This is a genomic window from Salinarimonas chemoclinalis (genome assembly GCF_041514305.1).
Lineage (GTDB): Bacteria > Pseudomonadota > Alphaproteobacteria > Rhizobiales > Beijerinckiaceae > Salinarimonas > Salinarimonas chemoclinalis.
The window spans coordinates 61,134-77,709 of the sequence record NZ_JBGMWH010000011.1 but is presented as its reverse complement, the minus strand read 5'-3'; the positions used below and the strand labels follow the sequence as shown (position 1 = coordinate 77,709).

Annotated in this window: 15 protein-coding genes; 11 read left to right on the top strand and 4 right to left on the bottom strand. The window is 71.1% G+C overall.

What is annotated here, in order from left to right:
- Positions 1–68: 68 nt before the first annotated feature.
- The 3 genes from AB9M23_RS16350 to AB9M23_RS16340 all read left to right on the top strand — a co-directional run bounded on the left by AB9M23_RS16350 (position 69) and on the right by AB9M23_RS16340 (position 2,973).
- Positions 69–1,949, top strand: a complete 1,881-nt coding sequence (locus AB9M23_RS16350; protein ID WP_372425635.1) for a hypothetical protein — start codon at positions 69–71, stop codon at positions 1,947–1,949.
- A gap of 160 nt (positions 1,950–2,109) precedes the next feature.
- Positions 2,110–2,310, top strand: coding sequence for a hypothetical protein (locus tag AB9M23_RS16345; protein WP_372425634.1), 201 nt, complete (start codon positions 2,110–2,112; stop codon positions 2,308–2,310).
- Positions 2,311–2,340: 30 nt separating this feature from the next.
- Positions 2,341–2,973: a class I SAM-dependent methyltransferase gene (locus tag AB9M23_RS16340; protein WP_372425633.1), complete on the top strand. Its 633-nt coding sequence runs from the start codon at positions 2,341–2,343 to the stop codon at positions 2,971–2,973.
- 10 nt (positions 2,974–2,983) lie between these two features.
- On the opposite strand, the gene AB9M23_RS16335 is transcribed toward AB9M23_RS16340, so the two are convergent.
- Both AB9M23_RS16335 and AB9M23_RS16330 read right to left on the bottom strand, forming a co-directional pair.
- The gene (locus AB9M23_RS16335) at positions 2,984–3,469 is read right to left on the bottom strand and encodes a MarR family winged helix-turn-helix transcriptional regulator (protein WP_372425632.1); all 486 of its coding nucleotides are present in this window, start codon (positions 3,467–3,469) and stop codon (positions 2,984–2,986) included.
- Positions 3,470–3,472: 3 nt separating this feature from the next.
- Positions 3,473–4,651 carry an Acg family FMN-binding oxidoreductase gene (locus AB9M23_RS16330; RefSeq protein ID WP_372425631.1) on the bottom strand — a complete coding sequence of 393 codons (1,179 nt, stop codon included), beginning with the start codon at positions 4,649–4,651 and terminating at the stop codon, positions 3,473–3,475.
- A gap of 143 nt (positions 4,652–4,794) precedes the next feature.
- On the opposite strand from AB9M23_RS16330, the gene AB9M23_RS16325 reads away from it, so the two are divergent.
- From AB9M23_RS16325 to pepN, 8 genes are all read left to right on the top strand, one after another.
- Positions 4,795–6,096 carry an RluA family pseudouridine synthase gene (locus AB9M23_RS16325; protein WP_372425630.1) on the top strand — a complete coding sequence of 434 codons (1,302 nt, stop codon included), beginning with the start codon at positions 4,795–4,797 and terminating at the stop codon, positions 6,094–6,096.
- Complete coding sequence (locus tag AB9M23_RS16320; protein WP_372425629.1) at positions 6,093–6,437, top strand: hypothetical protein; 345 nt, start codon at positions 6,093–6,095, stop codon at positions 6,435–6,437. Before AB9M23_RS16325 ends, AB9M23_RS16320 begins: the two co-directional genes overlap by 4 nt.
- A gap of 1 nt (position 6,438) precedes the next feature.
- Positions 6,439–7,107, top strand: coding sequence for an HAD-IA family hydrolase (locus AB9M23_RS16315; RefSeq protein WP_372425628.1), 669 nt, complete (start codon positions 6,439–6,441; stop codon positions 7,105–7,107).
- An 81-nt stretch (positions 7,108–7,188) separates the two neighbouring features.
- Complete coding sequence (locus tag AB9M23_RS16310) at positions 7,189–7,983, top strand: ATP12 family chaperone protein (RefSeq protein WP_372425627.1); 795 nt, start codon at positions 7,189–7,191, stop codon at positions 7,981–7,983.
- Between the two features lie 92 nt (positions 7,984–8,075).
- Positions 8,076–8,303: an AbrB/MazE/SpoVT family DNA-binding domain-containing protein gene (locus tag AB9M23_RS16305; protein WP_372425626.1), complete on the top strand. Its 228-nt coding sequence runs from the start codon at positions 8,076–8,078 to the stop codon at positions 8,301–8,303.
- Entirely contained in the window at positions 8,293–8,694 is a 402-nt protein-coding gene (locus tag AB9M23_RS16300; protein ID WP_372425625.1) for a PIN domain-containing protein, read from the top strand. The genes AB9M23_RS16305 and AB9M23_RS16300 overlap by 11 nt, the downstream gene beginning before the upstream one ends.
- Before the next feature lie 378 nt (positions 8,695–9,072).
- Positions 9,073–10,605: an acyl-CoA carboxylase subunit beta gene (locus AB9M23_RS16295; protein WP_372425624.1), complete on the top strand. Its 1,533-nt coding sequence runs from the start codon at positions 9,073–9,075 to the stop codon at positions 10,603–10,605.
- A 309-nt stretch (positions 10,606–10,914) separates the two neighbouring features.
- Positions 10,915–13,554, top strand: a complete 2,640-nt coding sequence (pepN, locus tag AB9M23_RS16290) for an aminopeptidase N (protein WP_372425623.1) — start codon at positions 10,915–10,917, stop codon at positions 13,552–13,554.
- A gap of 37 nt (positions 13,555–13,591) precedes the next feature.
- Here the strand turns inward: pepN and AB9M23_RS16285 are convergent, their stop codons facing one another.
- Complete coding sequence (locus tag AB9M23_RS16285; protein WP_372425622.1) at positions 13,592–15,277, bottom strand: PQQ-dependent sugar dehydrogenase; 1,686 nt, start codon at positions 15,275–15,277, stop codon at positions 13,592–13,594.
- 165 nt (positions 15,278–15,442) lie between these two features.
- Positions 15,443–16,456, bottom strand: coding sequence for a thiamine-phosphate kinase (gene thiL / locus AB9M23_RS16280; RefSeq protein ID WP_372425621.1), 1,014 nt, complete (start codon positions 16,454–16,456; stop codon positions 15,443–15,445).
- Positions 16,457–16,576 lie beyond the last annotated feature (120 nt).

Sequence of the window (16,576 nt, the reverse complement as noted above, 5' to 3'; positions counted from 1 at the left end):
TCAGGGCTGTTGCGTCGAAGGGGTGCCCACGCTAGGCTCTCGCAATCATAGGCGGGGGCGAAACACCGATGTCCGACCTCACGCTCCGGCGCGCGCTGGAGTCGCTTTTTCCTTGCGAGGAATGTGCAGCGGGCTCGAGCGCGTACTTCGCCTTTCCCAAGCGCAACGGAGAAGCCGCCGAGCCATACGTCACGCCGCCCGCCTATCCCCCGGACATCTTTGCCGCAGCAGCCTATCTGATCGAGCTTAGCGGCGCTTATCACCACATCCGCACGCGCCCGCGGGCGCGCGCCAGCGTGCGCGAGGTGGTCTTCTCCGCCGAGGATATCCAACGGTGTCGCGAGACGGCGGAGGCGATCCGCGGCTTCACGCCGCGCGAGCATTGGTCGGCGGACGATCCGACGAAGTTCGCCGCTTGGTCCTCGTCCACTGCGGTGGGGCGGCTCTACGATCTCTGGGAGACGGTATTTGCGACGCACGGCACGGCGGCGGTCTTCACGCCGAGCCCCTCTCACGGAATGCCGCCCGCGTGGTGGCATCCCACGATTCAGCTGCTGGTCATCGCGGACGAGGCATTCTGCGACGTCGGCTACGAGATGCCCGGCGGGGAGCCGAAGTCCTGGCCGGACCTCTGCTTCGGCATCCAGGCGGCGGATGCGACTGGCTATGACAACGATGGGAAGCGGCTGTGGCGCAAGCCGTTGAAATCCCTCTCGGCAGCCTCGCCGGACCTCGTCGCCGTTCTGCCCAAAGCTCGGACCGCGGCGGTCGGCTGCACGTTGCGCTCGCTCAGCAGCAATCTCGCGCTTCTCCCGGGGCGGGGCATCGCTCGCGGGAACTGGACGCCGCATGTCCTCGAGCGCACGCCTTCGGCGGACAGGCACATGAACCTGTTGCTGGTGCCCTTTCCGTTCTCCGTCGCGGCGACCGATTTCCGGCACGGCGAAGGGTTCAACGTCGACGGCAACCGTTCGGGCTATTTCGACCTACACCAAAGCTGGCTGCGCGCGGAGCGAGAGCATCCCGAAGAGCCCACCATAACCGGCCTCGTCCACGAGCTCGTCGAGCGAGCGAAGCGTGACTGCGATGAGATCCACGGCATCGTGCTCCCGGAGATGGCACTCGATCACGCTCATCAGGAAGCGCTCGCATCCCACATCAGGGAAAAGCTGCCCGGCATCGAATTCCTCGTAACGGGGCTGTCGCAGGCGCGTGGGCACGACGGAAGCCTTCGCCAGGGCAATTTCGTCGCGGTCAACCTGTTCTGCCATGCCGACGGGAGGGCGCAGCGCATCCTGACCCGTCGCGAGAAGCACCACCGGTGGCGGCTGGACGACCAGCAGGTGCGCGCGTACGGACTCGAGGGCGTGCTGAGTCCGTCCTACTCCTGGTGGGAGAACATCGACCTGCTCAGCCGCCGGGTCGACTTCGCGGTCGTTCGCCGCAAGACGGTGCTGTCGGCGATGATCTGCGAGGATCTAGCGCGCGTCGACCCGTGCCAGGAGCTGCTTCGCGCCGTGGGACCGAACATCGTGATCGCGCTCCTGATGGACGCACCGCAGTTGCGCACGCGATGGCCGGCTCGGTATGCGACCGTGCTGGCGGAGGATCCCGGCAGCTCCGTCCTGACGCTCACGTCACGCGCCTTGATGTCGCGCCAGCACCGCCTCGCGCTGCAGCCGGGTGCGGACGACAAGCGTATCGTCGCGCTGTGGCGAGACGATACCGGCGTTCCCCAGGAGATCGCATGCCCGATCCATGCACAGGCGATCCGTCTGTCGCTGTTCTCCAGTCCCGCGACCGATTCGACCCTCGACGGACGGGAGAATCGATCGGCGGTGACATGGCGCCACGCCTCTCACCAAGCGATCGCGCTCCCACCCGAGCGGCTGGCGAACTACAGCGACGTGCTCGGCATTGACGATCGTGCCCTGCGGGAGCGGACCTGATGCCGTACATGGATGCAACACAGACGGAAATGATGGCCGCGGCGGCGCACTTCGGCCGTGCCGGCGTGTTTGCATCAACGCCGCACATGTTTATATGCGAAGGCTGGGCGAACGGTTCCTCAACCAGATCCGAGGACCATACGGTCCGTAGCGAAGGCGGTTGCACATGCTGATCGTATCGGAAGATCTCGCGAAGAGCCTCGACGAGCGACGGAAGGCGATCCACGGATCCGAGGCCTTCGCGCGAGCGCGCACGATGCCGGGCTTTTCCGCGCTCGCCGAGACACGCTGGCGGCCTGACCCTTCCCCCGCCGAGCCTGCGGCGAAGGCGCCGGCACCCGCCAAGCAGAAGAGCGGCTGATCGGGCGTCGGCCCGCTCGGGACGGCAGGATTGAAGCGAAGCCGCAGCGAGCACCGAAGCCGAGAGCCGCCATGGGAGCGCGTCTATTCCGAGAAGGGCGAGGACGCGCTGAGCTGGTTCGAGCCGCGAGCGGAGACGTCCCTCGCGATCCTGGACGGAGCGGGGGTCGCGCCCGCGGCCGTCGTCGACATCGGCGCTGGCACCTCGCGCTTCGTCGAGGCGCTGCTCGAACGGAGCATCCCGGAGATCACCCTCCTCGACCTCTCCGAGACCGCGCTCGCGCGCACCCGGACGCGGCTCGGGCCCGACGCGGCGGGGGTGCGCTTCGTCGCCGCCGACGTCACCACCTGGTCGCCCGGCGGGACGTTCGACCTCTGGCACGACCGTGCCGCTTTCCATTTCCTCGTCGATCCGGACGGGCGCGCGGCCTATCTGGCGCGTCTCGCCACGGCCCTTCGGCCCGGCGGCCATGCGCTGATCGCCACCTTCGCCGCCGACGGCCCCGAGCGCTGCAGCGGACTGCCGGTTGCGCGCTACGACCCGCAGGACCTCGCCGTGACGCTCGGTCCGGGATACGCCCTACGCGAGGCGCGGCGGATCGTGCATCGCACCCCGTGGGGGAGCGAGCAGCGCTTCCAGGTCAGCTTGTTCCAGAGGGTGTGATCGGGCACTCTCAGCCCCGGTCCCGCTCCGCGTCGAGGTTCGCGCGCAGCCGCGCCAACAGCGGCATGGCGGCCTCGACGTCCTGCGCGGCGATGCCGTCGGCGATGCTCGAGAGCCGCGGCGTCAGCGCGGCGATCGCCGCCTCGCGGGCGGCACGGCCGGCGTCGGTGATGAAGACCACCTTGGCACGCGCGTCCTGCGGGTCGGGCTCGATCGTCACCAAGCCGGCACGCTCCAGGTGCTGGAGCGTGTTCGTCATCGTGCTCTTCGTCACCTGGAAGGCGCGGGCGAGGCGCAGGGGGCTCGACGGGCGGCCGAGCCGGACGAAGTGGTTCAGCACCACGAACTGGGGCAGGGTGAGATCGCCGGGCATCACCCGCTCGAACAGCCGCGAGGCGAGCTGGTCGATGATGCCGATCTCGTTGAGCAGGCGGAAGACGAGGGGATCGCCCGCCGCGCCGCGCGGCGCCTCGCGTTCGCTCCCCTCCCCCGCCATGTCTCACCCCTCCCGGATCGCCGTCTCCGCGGGCCAGCGCGGGCTCGGCGGAACCTCGGGACCATAGCCGAGCCGGCCGAGCATCTGAAGCGTCTCGCCCGGCGCGGCACCGAGCGCCGTGCGCATGCGCGCGGCGTGGTCCGCCATCTCGGGGAATTCCTGAAGCGCCTGGCTCAGCGGATGCATGCCGAGCCCGAGCCGGGCGGCCGCGAGGTTGAGACGCATCCAGTCCCGGCCCGCCGCGATCTGGTCGGCCCGCGTGTTGCCGGGCGTCGCGGTCCACAGGAAGGCGGGGGACGCCTCGATGGGCGCGAGGGAGTAGGCCGTCATCTGCTGCATGATCGGGCCCTGCACCCCCGACCGCAGCTCCGCGGTGGCGTTCGCGCGGGTGAGGATGCCCCGGGCCGCGAGATCCTCGATCATCGGCCCGGTGAGGTCGATCCCGTCCGGCGAGGCGTCGACTTCGGCCCGACCGATGCGTAGGAGGTCGATGCTCTCCTGCGCGGTGACGGCGTGCTCCATCTCGAGGCGCATGGCGGAGAGCGCGATGGCGCGGATCGCGGCCACCTCGGCGGCGCCCGTCGCGGTGGCGACGCGCCCGCCATGGGTGGCGGCGGCGGCGAGCTTCGCGAGCGCATCCGCGGGAATCGCCCGATCCATGGCGTAGGGCGCCTTGTTCGAGCGCCGGTCGAGGATGGCCGCGAACAGCGGATCGGGGGTGCCCGCGCCCGGGACGAAGCGCACCCGCGCGACCGGGCGCGCATCGAGGCGCGGCGCGGGCTCGCCCTCGGGGAAGAGCGCGACCTCCGCGCCGTGGCCCTGCTCGACCGCGGCGAGGACGAGCGTCTCGAGGAAGGCGCCGAGGCCGATCGTCACCTGCCGGTCGAACGGGTCGGTATGCGGCAGCCGGCGCTCGAGATCGCAGTAGAGCGTGAGCACGTCGTCGCCGTCGAGCGCCACGCGCCAGGGCTGGCGATTGTGCGGGCTCGGCGCCAGCACCCCCCAGGACAGCGCCCGGCGGCGCGGCTCGGTCTCGCCCGTCCCGGCGGCGAACCACGGCGCGAGGGCCGAGGGCGTTCCGGGAGGGACGGCGGCGTGGGCCAGACGGGCGCGACCGAGATCGGCGGCGAGGATCGCGGTTCCACCCAGGAGGGCGAGGAAGCGGCGGCGGTCGAGGGACATGAACGGACTCCTTTGGTTCGATGTCGAATTATCTAGTACGACGTCGAACGAAATGCAAGCCGGACGGCATCGCCGGACCGCACGCGTCGTACGCCCTCCGATCCCGTTTGCCGCCGCCGCGCCGCGGTGCTAGAGCCTCGCGCATGACGCAGACGAGATCCCCCCGCGGCGGTCCCCGCCCGACTTCGCGCAAGCTCGCCCGGCAGGACGCCGGCGCGCGCAAGGACGCGCGACCTCGGGCCGGCAAGGGCGGCGCGGGGGCCGGCAAGGCCTCGAAGCCCTCTTCCACGACCAAGACGCCCACGACCAAGACGACCACGAGCAAGACCCGCAAGCCGACGGCCGGGCCCGGCGCCGCGAAGGCGTCCGCCACCCCGCGCCCCGGCGCGCCCGCTCCCTCCGCCGCCCTCCCGCCCAAGCGCGTCCAGCGCGCCGCCGCGGCGGCGACCCTCGCGACCGGCATCCAGACGCTCGTGATCGAGCCGGACGAGCAGGACATGCGGCTCGATCGGTTCCTGTCCGCGCGCTTCCCCCAGCTCGCCTTCACCCACATCCAGCGCATCATCCGCACCGGCCAGCTGCGGGTGGACGGCAAGCGCATGAAGCCCAACGACCGGCTCGCCGCCGGCCAGAGCGTGCGCGTGCCGCCGCTCAAGATGGAGGAGCAGCGCCCGCGCTCGCCCACGCGCAACGAGAGCGACGCCGCCTTCCTGCAGTCGATCACGCTCTACGAGGACAAGGACGTCCTGGTGCTCAACAAGCCCGCCGGCCTCGCCTCGCAGGGCGGTTCGGGCACGACGCGCCACGTCGACGGGCTGCTCGAGGCGCTGCGCGACGAGAAGGGCGAGAAGCCGCGCCTCGTCCACCGCCTCGACAAGGAGACCGCCGGCTGTCTCGTCGTGGCGAAGTCGCGCTTCGCCGCGAGCGTGCTCGCCAAGAGCTTCCGCTCGCGGGTGACGCGCAAGGTCTACTGGGCCATCGTCGCCGGCGTGCCGAAGACGCGCCAGGGCCGCGTGTCGACCTACCTCGCCAAGGAGATGCTGCCCGACGGCGACAGCCGCATGCGCGTCGCCCAGCACGGGGACGACGGCGCCGAGCACGCGCTGACCTACTACGCGGTCATCGAGCAATCGGCACAGAAGCTCGCCTGGGTCTCGCTCAAGCCGGTGACCGGGCGCACGCACCAGCTGCGCGTCCACATGGCCTCCGTCGGCCATCCGATCATCGGCGACCCGAAATACTTCAACGTCGAGAACTGGGAGCTGCCCGGCGGCATCCAGAGCCGGCTCCACCTGCTGGCGCGGCGGATCGTGATCCCGCATCCGCGCACCGGCAAGCCCATCGACGTCACCGCGCCGCTGCCGCCGCACATGCAGCAGACCTTCAACCTCCTGGGCCTCGAGACGGACGCCTACGATCCGATCGTCGAGGCCCCGGAGGAGTGAGCGAGACGACCCCGAACCGGCCGGACGGGCCGAAAGGAAAGACGACGATGTTCACCCTCGAGATCGGCGGCCGCGCGGTCGCCATCACCGACGCCACCCCCGAGGCGGAAGCCCGCGAGCTGCTCGAGAGCCTCGCCGACGAGATGATCGAGCTCGAGAGCGAGGGCAAGCAGATCTGGGACGGCGAGAGCAAGCTCCACGTCCGCCCCGCCACCGAGGACGAGATCGACGCCTTCGACGAGGCCGAGATGGACGAGGAGCCCGAGGAGGACGACGAGCCGATCGTCATGTTCCTCATCCCCGTCGACGGCCTCGAGGAGGACGACGAGGACGAGGACTGACATGTCCCGCCAGCGCCTCGTCATCCTGGACGTCGACGGCACGCTCGTCGACAGCCAGGCCATCATCGTCGAGGCGCAGGCGCGCACCTTCCGCGCCCACGGGCTCGCGCCGCCCACGCGCGAGCGCTCGCTCTCGATCGTCGGACTGTCGCTGCCCGAAGCCTTCCGCGTCCTCGTCGGCGAGGAGGGGCCGTGGGCGGCGATGGCACAGACATACCGCGAGATGTTCTTCGCCCTGCGGGCGGACGCCACGCTCGAGGAGCCGCTCTATCCCGGCGTGCGCCGGACGCTCGAGGCGCTGTCGCGCCGCGAGGACCTCGCGATCGGCATCGCCACCGGCAAGAGCCGGCGCGGCGTCACCCACCTCGTCGCCCGCGAGGGCTGGGAGGGCCTGTTCGCCACGATCCAGACCGCCGACGACGCGCCCTCCAAGCCCCATCCCGGCATGATCCTCCAGGCGCTCGCGGAGACCGGCGTCGCGGCGGCGGACGCCGCCATGGTGGGCGATTCCACCTTCGACATGGAGATGGCGCGCGCCGCCGGCATCCACGCGATCGGCGTGTCTTACGGCTTCCACGGGGTTGGGGCGCTGCGCGACCGCGGCGCGCAGGTCATCGTCGACCGCTTTCCCGACATCGTGCCCACGCTCGACGGGATCTGGCGCGCGTGAGCCGCCGGCTTGCGCCGGGCGCGCAGGGGCTTATGTGAGCTGAACGTCCCGAAGGCCCTTCCCCTACCCGCGAGGAGCGGCATGCCCGACGATTTCTGGCGCGATCTCGCCCCCGAGCCCGGGGAGACGCGGCGCGACCCGCGCGAGGCGGCCCGCGCCGCGATGATGCCCGAGCTGCCGCGGCGCTTCTACGCGCGGGCGACGGCCGAGCCGTATCCCGACGGCGGCTTCGCGCTCCACCTCGACGGGCGCCCGGCCAAGACGCCGGGCAAGCGCCCTCTCGTTGCGCCCTCCCGCGGCGCGGGCGCCGCGCTCGCCGCCGAATGGCAGGCGCAGGGCGAGCGCATCGACCCGACCGCGATGCCGCTCACGCGCCTCGTCAACGTCGCCATCGACGCGGTCGGCGCGGCGATGGAGCCTGTGGCCGAGGAGATCGTGAAGTACGCCGGCTCGGACCTCGTCTGCTACCGCGCGGGCGATCCCGAGGCCCTCGTCGTGGCGCAGGCGCAGGCCTGGGACCCGGTCCTCGCCTACGCCCGCGAGCGATACGGCGCGCGCTTCGTGCTGGCGCAGGGCGTGATGTTCGTCGAGCAGCCGTGCGAGTCGCTCGCCGCCGTGGCGCGCCGCGTCTCCCGCGAGACCTCCCCCTTCGCGCTCGCGGCGCTGAGCGTGACGACGACGCTGACCGGCTCCGCCCTGATCGCGCTCGCGACGGCCGACGGCGCGCTCGCGCCGGACGACGCCTGGCGGGCGGCGCATGCGGACGAGCTCTACCAGGAGCGCGTCTGGGGCGCCGACGCCATCGCGACGGAGCGCCGGGCGGCGCGGCGGCGGGAGTTCGACGCGGCGGTGCTGCTCTATCGGGAGGCGGGGTGAGGCGGCGGTCACGGCATGCGATCCTGCTCGCTTGCGGCGGCGAATGAGCTGATATACATTCCCACATGGATATCCAAACGCTGGAGGCTGTCATGCAGGTCGCGAAGTGGGGCAATTCCCTGGCGATCCGGCTGCCTGCCGACCTCGTCCGGAAGCTCGGACTGAAGGAGGGCGACAGGGTCGAGCTTCGCGCGGACGACACGGAGCTCGTCGTGAAGCGCACGGCGCGACCCGAGGAAGTGTTGGAGTCACTCCGTCGCTTTCGCGGACGTCTGCCCGCGGACCAGCGCCTGAGCCGCGACGACGCGAATGCGCGGTGAGTTCCTCGATTCGAACATAGTGCTTTATCTGCTCGACGGCGGCCCCAAGGCGGCAATCGCCGAGCAGCTGCTCGCAGGCGGTCCGACCATCAGCGTCCAGGTCCTGAACGAGGTCCTCGTGAACTGCATCCGGAAAGCGGGGATGTCGTGGGACGAGGCGGGCACGTTCTTGAACGGTGTGAGACAGGTCTGCGGCGTAGTGGGCCTTTCCGAGCAAACCCACGACGCCGGGCGTGCGCTGGGGGTGCGCTACGGATTCTCGGTCTACGACTCGATGATCGTCGCCTCTGCGCTCATCGCGGGCTGTGACATCCTCTACTCCGAAGACATGCAGGATGGGCTGGCGGTCGAAGGTGTGCTTCGGATCGTGAACCCGTTCGTCGCCGCTTGATGCCAGGCGGACTACGAGCGGCTCCTCCTGCGCTCTAAAGACGATCAGCTTCGGGTACGCTCTCGAGCGTCCGCGCGTGCGCCTGAAAACCACGGCGAACGGGTCAGGCTGCGCCGCCGCATCCTCGATGTCGGTGACCGGCCGCCCTGCGTCCGTTCGTTCGACTTACTCCGTCTCAGAGGAAGAGACGACGGTGGATTCTTTCGCACGCGCGCCCGCGTTCGGCGGCTTAGACATTTCCGCCCCCTCCATGCATCCCGCCTCTCGCGCTAGCACGAGCCCGCCGCTCTGTCCTCCCCTCCCCCTTTCTTCCCATTCCCCCCCTCGCCCCCCGCATGCTAAGCCGCATCCACACGGCATCCGGAAGACGAGGCGTCGATGAAGGACATCCTGGAGAGGCTCGAGGACGCGCGGGCTCAGGCGCGGCTGGGCGGCGGCGAACGGCGCATCCGGGCTCAGCACGAGCGCGGCAAGCTGACCGCGCGCGAGCGCATCGCGCTGCTTCTCGACGAGGGGTCCTTCGAGGAGTTCGACATGTACGTGCAGCATCGCTGCGCGGACTTCGGCATGCAGGACAACAAGGTTCCGGGCGACGGCGTGATCACCGGATACGGCACGATCAACGGCCGCGCCGTCTTCGTCTTCTCCAAGGACTTCACCGTCTTCGGCGGGTCGCTGTCGGAGGCGCACGCCCAGAAGATGATCAAGATCCAGGACATGGCGCTCAAGATGCGCGCCCCGATCATCGGCCTGTTCGACGCCGGCGGCGCGCGCATCCAGGAGGGCGTGGCGGCGCTCGCGGGCTATGGCGAGGTGTTCGCGCGCAACGTCAAGGCGTCGGGCGTCATCCCGCAGATCTCCGTCATCATGGGGCCCTGCGCCGGCGGCGACGTCTACTCGCCGGCGATGACGGACTTCATCTTCATGGTGCGCGACACGAGCTACATGTTCGTCACCGGACCGGACGTGGTGAAGACCGTCACCAACGAGACCGTCACCTCCGAGGAGCTCGGCGGCGCCTCCGTGCACACGACGAAGTCGTCGGTGGCCGACGGCGCCTTCGACAACGACGTCGAGGCGCTCCTCCAGATCCGCCGCCTCGTCGACTTCCTGCCCGCCAACAACGTGGACGGGCCGCCGGAGTGGGAGAGCTTCGACGACGCCGAGCGCATCGAGCACTCCCTCGACACGCTGGTGCCGGACAACCCCAACAAGCCCTACGACATGAAGGAGCTGATCCTGAAGGTCGTGGACGAAGGGGATTTCTACGAGTTGCAGGAGAGCTACGCCAAGAACATCGTCACCGGCTTCGGGCGCATCGAGGGCCGCACGGTCGGCATCGTGGCGAACCAGCCGATGGTGCTCGCCGGCGTGCTCGACTCGGACGCCTCGCGCAAGGCGGCGCGCTTCGTGCGCTTCTGCGACGCCTTCTCGATCCCGCTCGTCACGTTCGTGGACGTGCCGGGCTTCCTGCCGGGGACGGCGCAGGAATACGGCGGCCTGATCAAGCACGGCGCGAAGCTGCTCTTCGCCTTCACCCAGGCCACCGTGCCGATGGTCACCGTCATCACCCGCAAGGCCTACGGCGGCGCCTACGTCGTCATGGCATCGAAGCACATCGGCGGCGACGTGAACTACGCCTGGCCCTCGGCACAGATCGCGGTGATGGGCGCCAAGGGCGCGGTGGAGATCATCTTCCGCCAGGACGCGGACGACCCCGAGAAGCTCGCGGCCCGCACCAAGGAATACGAGGACCGCTTCATGAGCCCCTTCGCGGCGGCCGAGCGCGGCTACGTCGACGAGGTGATCATGCCCCACTCGACCCGCCGACGGATCTCGCGGGCGCTGGCCATGCTCCGCTCCAAGGAGGTGGACGAGCCGTGGCGGAAGCACGACAATCTGCCGCTGTGAGGACCATCGCAGCGTGAGAAGGCTGCCGGTGGCGTCCGTGGACACGCGCGCTGCCGCGCCCGCTGAGCAATCCCTCGCGGTTCTGGGCCCCGGGCTCGGCTATCGCGACCCGCGGTGACAGAGATGTGATCCGGGATTGCGCAGCAAGTCCGGGACCAAGAACCACAGGTGCCCGTCGAGCGGCGTGCAACGCCGCGGCGCGAGACGCCTCCATCGGCGTTTCGTGGACGCGCGCGCACCCAGCTCGCAGCATTGCGATCGCCCCCCCACGAGGGCTACAACGGAGGCCTTCCAGACACGAGGCCCCCGATGCGCACCGAGACACCCCAGACCGTGAAGCTCGCAGAGTACCGACCGAGCGACTTCCTGATCCCGCGGGTCGCCCTCGACATCGCCCTCGATCCGCACGCCACGCGGGTGCGGGCCACGCTGGAGATCGAGCCGAACCCGCTCGGGCGTGCCGACGTGCCGCTCGCGCTGGACGGCGACGACCTCGTGCCCGTCGCGATCAGCCTCGACGGCGCGCCGCTCGACCCGCAGGCCTTCTCGGCGAATGCCGACGGGCTCGTGATCCACGAGCCGCCGCGCCGGCCCTTCACGCTCACGATCGAGACCCGTCTCGACCCGACCGCCAACACCAAGCTGATGGGCCTCTACCGCTCGCGCGGGGTCTACTGCACGCAGTGCGAGCCCGAGGGCTTCCGGCGGATCACCTACTTCCTCGACCGGCCGGACGTGCTCTCGGTCTACGAGACGCGCATCGAGGCGGACGCGGCGCAGGCGCCGACGCTGCTCGGCAACGGCAACCTCGTCGCGAGCGGCCCCGTCGGCGACGGCACGCGGCACTACGCCCTGTGGCGCGATCCGCACCCGAAGCCGACCTACCTGTTCGCGCTCGTCGGCGGAACGCTCGCGAAGATCGCGAAGCCCTTCACCACGATGAGCGGGCGCACGGTCGAGATCGCCGTCCACGTCGAGCCCGGCAAGGAGGGCCGCGCCGGCTACGCGCTCGACGCGCTCGAGCGCTCGATGCGCTGGGACGAGCAGGTCTTCGGCCGGGAGTACGATCTCGACGTGTTCAATATCGTCGCCGTGTCCGATTTCAACATGGGGGCGATGGAGAACAAAGGGCTGAACATCTTCAACGACAAGTACGTGCTCGCCTCCCCCGAGACCGCTACGGACACGGACTACGCCAACATCGAAGCGATCGTCGCGCACGAATACTTCCACAACTGGACCGGCAACCGCATCACCTGCCGGGACTGGTTCCAGCTCTGCCTGAAGGAGGGGCTCACGGTCTATCGCGACCAGGAGTTCTCCTCCGACATGCGCTCCCGGCCCGTCCACCGGATCGCCGAGGTCCGGGCGCTGCGCCTGCGGCAGTTCGCCGAGGACGCGGGTCCCCTCGCCCACCCGGTGCGGCCGAGCGAGTATCGCGAGATCAACAATTTCTACACGGCCACCGTCTACGAGAAGGGCGCGGAGGTCATCCGCATGCTCCGCACGCTCCTCGGCGAGGAGGCCTTCGCCGCGGGCATGGACCTCTTCTTCGCGCGCTGCGACAACACCGCCGCGACGGTGGAGGACTTCCTCGCCTGCTTCGCCGAGGCCAGCGGGCGCGACCTCGCGCATTTCGCCCTGTGGTACGCGCAGGCCGGCACGCCACGGCTCGCGGTGACCGGGCACTGGGACGAGGCGGCGAAGACCTACCGGCTCGACTTCGCCCAGTCGATCCCGGCGACGCCCGGCCAGCCGACGAAGCGCCCCGCGCTGATCCCGATCCGGCTCGGCCTCGTCGCCGAGGACGGGCGCGAGATCCCGGCGACGTCGCCGCGCCTGCGCGAGGACGGCGTCTTCGTGCTCGACGAGGCCGCCGACAGCCTCGTGCTCGAGAACGTCGCCGTGCGCCCGGTCCCGAGCGTGCTGCGAGGCTTCTCGGCGCCGGTGCGGGTCTCCCGCGATCTCTGCGAGGCGGACCTGCTCACGCTCCTGCGCCACGACCCGGACCCGTTCAATCGCTGGCAATCCGCCCAGACCGTGGCGATCCGCCTCCTCACCCGCGCGGCGGTGGACGGCACGCTCGCCGAGGAGGCGGTGCGGGCCTACGCCGACGCGCTCGCCGCCTTCCTCGACGCCGAGGGCGAGGGAGACCCGGCCTTCGCAGCCCTCGTGCTCGCCCTGCCCGGTGAGCCGGACGTCGCGCAGGACATCGGCTCGGACGTCGACCCGGACGCGATCCACGCCGCCCGCGAGCGCATGCGCGCGCTCGTCGGCACGGCCCTCGCCCCGCGGCTGACGGCGCTGCGCGAGCGGCTCGCCTCGCGCGCGCCCTACGGGCCGGACGCCGCGAGCGCCGGGCGCCGAGCGCTGCGCAACGGGGCGCTCGACCTGATCGCCGCCGCCGACCCCGCCGCCGGCATCGCCGCGGCGGCGGCGCAGTACGAGGCGGCCGACAACATGACCGATCGCCTCGCCGCGCTCGGCGTCGCCGCCCACACGCCGCCCACGCCGGAGCGCGAGGCGCTCCTCGCCGACTTCCGCGGGCGCTTCGACGGCGAGCCCCTAGTGCTCGACAAGTGGTTCGCGCTCCAGGCCACGATGGCGCAGGCCGACACGCTGGCGCGGGTCGAGGGGCTGATCGCGGATCCGGCCTTCTCGCTGTCGAATCCCAATCGCGTCGGTGCCCTCATCGGCGCCTTCGCCCTCTCGAACCCGACGCAGTTCCACCGCCCGGACGGCGCCGGCTACGCCTTCGTCGCCGACAAGGTGACGGCGCTCGACGCGACGAACCCGCAGACCGCCGCGCGCGTGCTCACCGCCTTCAACACCTGGCGCACGATGGAGCCCGGCCGTCGCGCCAAGGCCGAGGCGACGCTGCGCACGATCGCCGACCGACCGGGCCTCTCGCGGGACGTCTCCGACATCGTCGGGCGGATGCTGGGGTGAGGGACGCCGGGACGGGGCGCCGAGCGAAGGGCTCGGCTCAGCGGCTCGCGGGAAGAGCCCGCGTCTGGGCGCCCGCGACGCCGAGGGCGCGCAGCGCCTCGATGGTGCGGACGACCTCGCGCTCCGGCAGCCTGTGCCCCGGCACCATCGTGCCCGGGGCGAACGCGTCGGGATCCGACAGAAAGCGCCCGAGGCTCTCCTCGTCCCAGACACCATCGAGGCGCGACAGGGCCGCCGAGTAGCCGACGCCGTCCCCGGACGCGATCGGCGCGCCGTAGACCACGTCGAGGCGCGGCAGCCCCGCCTTCGAATGGCACACGAGGCAACGGTTCTGCACCAGCGCGCTCACGGAGGGCGGCGCGAGGCCGTCGGGCGCGTCCGGGCCGTCCGCGTCGCGCGGGAGCAGCATCCCGACGAGCCCCGAATCCGTCAGGAGGTAGATCCGGCCGTGGCCGACCTCCAGGTAGCGGATGCGCTCGCCGATCTCGATCCGCTCCGTGTACAGCACCCGCCCCTCCGTCAGCCGGATGCGCACGAGCGCGCGCCCGACGAGCGAGCCGGCCAGATAGTCGCCCTCCCATCGCGGCGTCACGCCCTCGACGACCTTGAGGTTGGAGATGCCGATCGACGGGACCCAGGCGTGGAGGGGTGCGCGAAAGCGCTCGTGGCGCCCCTGGCTGTCGTTGAAGGGCCAGGTCCGCGCGTCCACCCAGTCCGGGCCGTAGTCGACCCCGAGGGTCTCGAGCGGCCAGCCGTAGTTGGCGCCGCGCTCGACGAGGTTGAGCTCGTCGCCCCCGCGGGGGCCGTGCTCGACGGAGAGGACGTAGCCCTTCGGCGACGCGACGATGCCCTGCGGGTTTCGGTGCCCGATGGAGACCGTCTCGACCGACCAGTCCGCCGGGTCGAGGCGCAGGATCTTGCCGTAGCTCGACCGCGGATCCTGGGAATGCAGCGGCAGCTTGCCGCCCACCCCGTCGTATTCGTGGTCTCCCATCGTCAGGAGCACGCCGCCGTCGGCCTTCCGCGCCAGCCGCCCGCCCGCCTGGTGGGAGGAGAGCGCGTTGCGGGTCTCGTGCTCGAAGAACGGCAGGCAGGGATCGGACTCGAACACGACGCGCCACGCGCCGTCCGCGTGCTCCGCGTCCAGGAGGGCGGAGGGGCCCGCGGGCGCCGGGTGCGCGGCGAGCCGGCTCGTGACGCAGCGCCGATCGGGGTGGAAGTACGAGTAGGAGACGAGCAGCTCCCTGCCGCGCGGGGTCGCGACCACCTCCAGATCATTGTAGCGCAGATTGTCCTTTCGGATGCGGCTGCCGCCCGGCGTCCGGTCGGGAAGCAGGTCCCGGTTGATCGGCGGCAGGCGCAGAGCGGTCCTCTGCAGGACACCGGTTTCCGGTTCGAGCAGAAGCAGCGCTCCGTCGGCGGGCCGGGCCACGAGCACGGCGTCGTCGAAGACCGCCATGCCGCCGCCCTCCTGCGGCAGCCTCACGTCCGGATTGACCCAGACGAGGTCGAAGTTCTGCAGCGTCGTCTCCAGCCGGCGGGCGTGCACGTCGGACGCGAAGTTCCGCGGCGAGGACGGGAGGAGCGCCTCGCGCGCGCCCTGGAAGGCGTCGTAGACGGCGTGCCGCGTTTCCCTGTAGGCGCCGACGCCGAAACCGCCGACGAAGGACGCGCCGACGAGGCTGGCGAGGGAGAGAGCGACGAGCGTCCGCTTGCGCCTCATTCGGAGCTCCGCGACGGTGCGGCGCGTCTCCGCGACGAGCACCGCAGGACGAGGAGCCTACCGGCCCGTGCGGATGTGTCAATCGATCGAGACGGCTGCCACAGGGGCCCGGGCGCCGTGGCTCGACCATGTCCGAGAGGATGCCCGGCTCCGGCGGCAGCCCGCTCAGAAATGGCTGTACGAGCCGCGGGCATAGCGCGTCTCGGTGCCCGCGTCGCGGAAGACGGGGAGCGCGTCCCCGACGACGATGCTGCCGATGGCGGCGGCGCGCACGCCCGCGCGCTCGGCGGCGTCGAGGAAGGGCGCGAGCGCCGCGTCGGGGACGGTGCAGAGAATCTCGTAGTCGTCCCCGCCGGTGACGATCGTGTCGATCAGCGTCGGATCGACCGCGAGCGCGGCGCGGGCTGCGTCCGAGAGCGGCAGGAGGGCGAGGTCGACCTCGGCGCTCGCGCCGGAGACCCGGCACATCTTGGCGAGATCCCCCGCGAGGCCGTCGGACACGTCCATCGCCGCGCGGGCGTGGGCGCGCAGCGCCTCGACGACGCCCAGGCGCGGGCGCGGGTGCAGGTAGCGGTCGGTCAGGAAGACGCGCCCGTCCACGCCGAGCGCCTCCGTCCAGGCGGCGCCCGGTGCGGTGCGCAGGAGGAGGCCGAGCGCCGCGTCGCCGATCGTGCCGGTGACGACGATCCGGTCCCCCGGCCTCGCCGCGAAGCGGTGCACCATGGCCCCGCGCGGCGTCTCGCCGAAGGCGGTGACCGAGAGTGCCAGCGGACCCGGCGTCTTCACCGTGTCGCCGCCGAGGAGCGGGCAGCGATAGGCGTCCGCGGCGTCCTTCAGGCCGGCTGCGAACTGCTCGAGCCACTTCGGCGAGACGTCCCGCGGCAGCGCGGCCGAGAGCAGGAAGCCGCGCGGAAAGGCGCCCTTCGCGGCGAGATCCGAGACGTTGACGCCGAGCGCCTTGCGCCCGATCGCGCCCGGTGGATCGTCGGGGAAGAAGTGGACGCCCGCGACCAGCGTATCGACGGTGACGACGAGCTCCGTCCCCTCGGCCGGCACGATCCGCGCCGCGTCGTCCCGCAGCCCGAACGCCCCCTCCCCCGCCAGCGGGCGGAAGTAGCGCGCGATCAGGTCGTCCTCGGTGAGACGCGCGTCGTCCTCGTCGCGCGGGGGATCTGCCATGGGCGGGGAACCTCGCAGGGAAGACTCGCCGGTTCGGTCGTCGTTCGACATATGCGCGATCCCCACGCTGCCGGCAAGCGCCCTGCGCGTGCCGGGCGGCTACGCCATCGGCGCTCGCCG

What these genes read in the sequence shown, in the direction of transcription:
- AB9M23_RS16335 (WP_372425632.1), bottom strand. Translation starts at nt 3,469, where the DNA reads ATGGCGGGGGAGGGGAGCGAACGCGAGGCGCCGCGCGGCGCGGCGGGC.
- AB9M23_RS16325 (WP_372425630.1), top strand. Translation starts at nt 4,795, where the DNA reads ATGACGCAGACGAGATCCCCCCGCGGCGGTCCCCGCCCGACTTCGCGC.
- AB9M23_RS16315 (WP_372425628.1), top strand. Translation starts at nt 6,439, where the DNA reads ATGTCCCGCCAGCGCCTCGTCATCCTGGACGTCGACGGCACGCTCGTC.
- AB9M23_RS16305 (WP_372425626.1), top strand. Translation starts at nt 8,076, where the DNA reads ATGCAGGTCGCGAAGTGGGGCAATTCCCTGGCGATCCGGCTGCCTGCC.
- AB9M23_RS16285 (WP_372425622.1), bottom strand. Translation starts at nt 15,277, where the DNA reads ATGAGGCGCAAGCGGACGCTCGTCGCTCTCTCCCTCGCCAGCCTCGTC.
- AB9M23_RS16310 (WP_372425627.1), top strand. Translation starts at nt 7,189, where the DNA reads ATGCCCGACGATTTCTGGCGCGATCTCGCCCCCGAGCCCGGGGAGACG.
- AB9M23_RS16350 (WP_372425635.1), top strand. Translation starts at nt 69, where the DNA reads ATGTCCGACCTCACGCTCCGGCGCGCGCTGGAGTCGCTTTTTCCTTGC.
- AB9M23_RS16295 (WP_372425624.1), top strand. Translation starts at nt 9,073, where the DNA reads ATGAAGGACATCCTGGAGAGGCTCGAGGACGCGCGGGCTCAGGCGCGG.
- thiL (WP_372425621.1), bottom strand. Translation starts at nt 16,456, where the DNA reads ATGGCAGATCCCCCGCGCGACGAGGACGACGCGCGTCTCACCGAGGAC.
- pepN (WP_372425623.1), top strand. Translation starts at nt 10,915, where the DNA reads ATGCGCACCGAGACACCCCAGACCGTGAAGCTCGCAGAGTACCGACCG.
- AB9M23_RS16330 (WP_372425631.1), bottom strand. Translation starts at nt 4,651, where the DNA reads ATGTCCCTCGACCGCCGCCGCTTCCTCGCCCTCCTGGGTGGAACCGCG.
- AB9M23_RS16300 (WP_372425625.1), top strand. Translation starts at nt 8,293, where the DNA reads ATGCGCGGTGAGTTCCTCGATTCGAACATAGTGCTTTATCTGCTCGAC.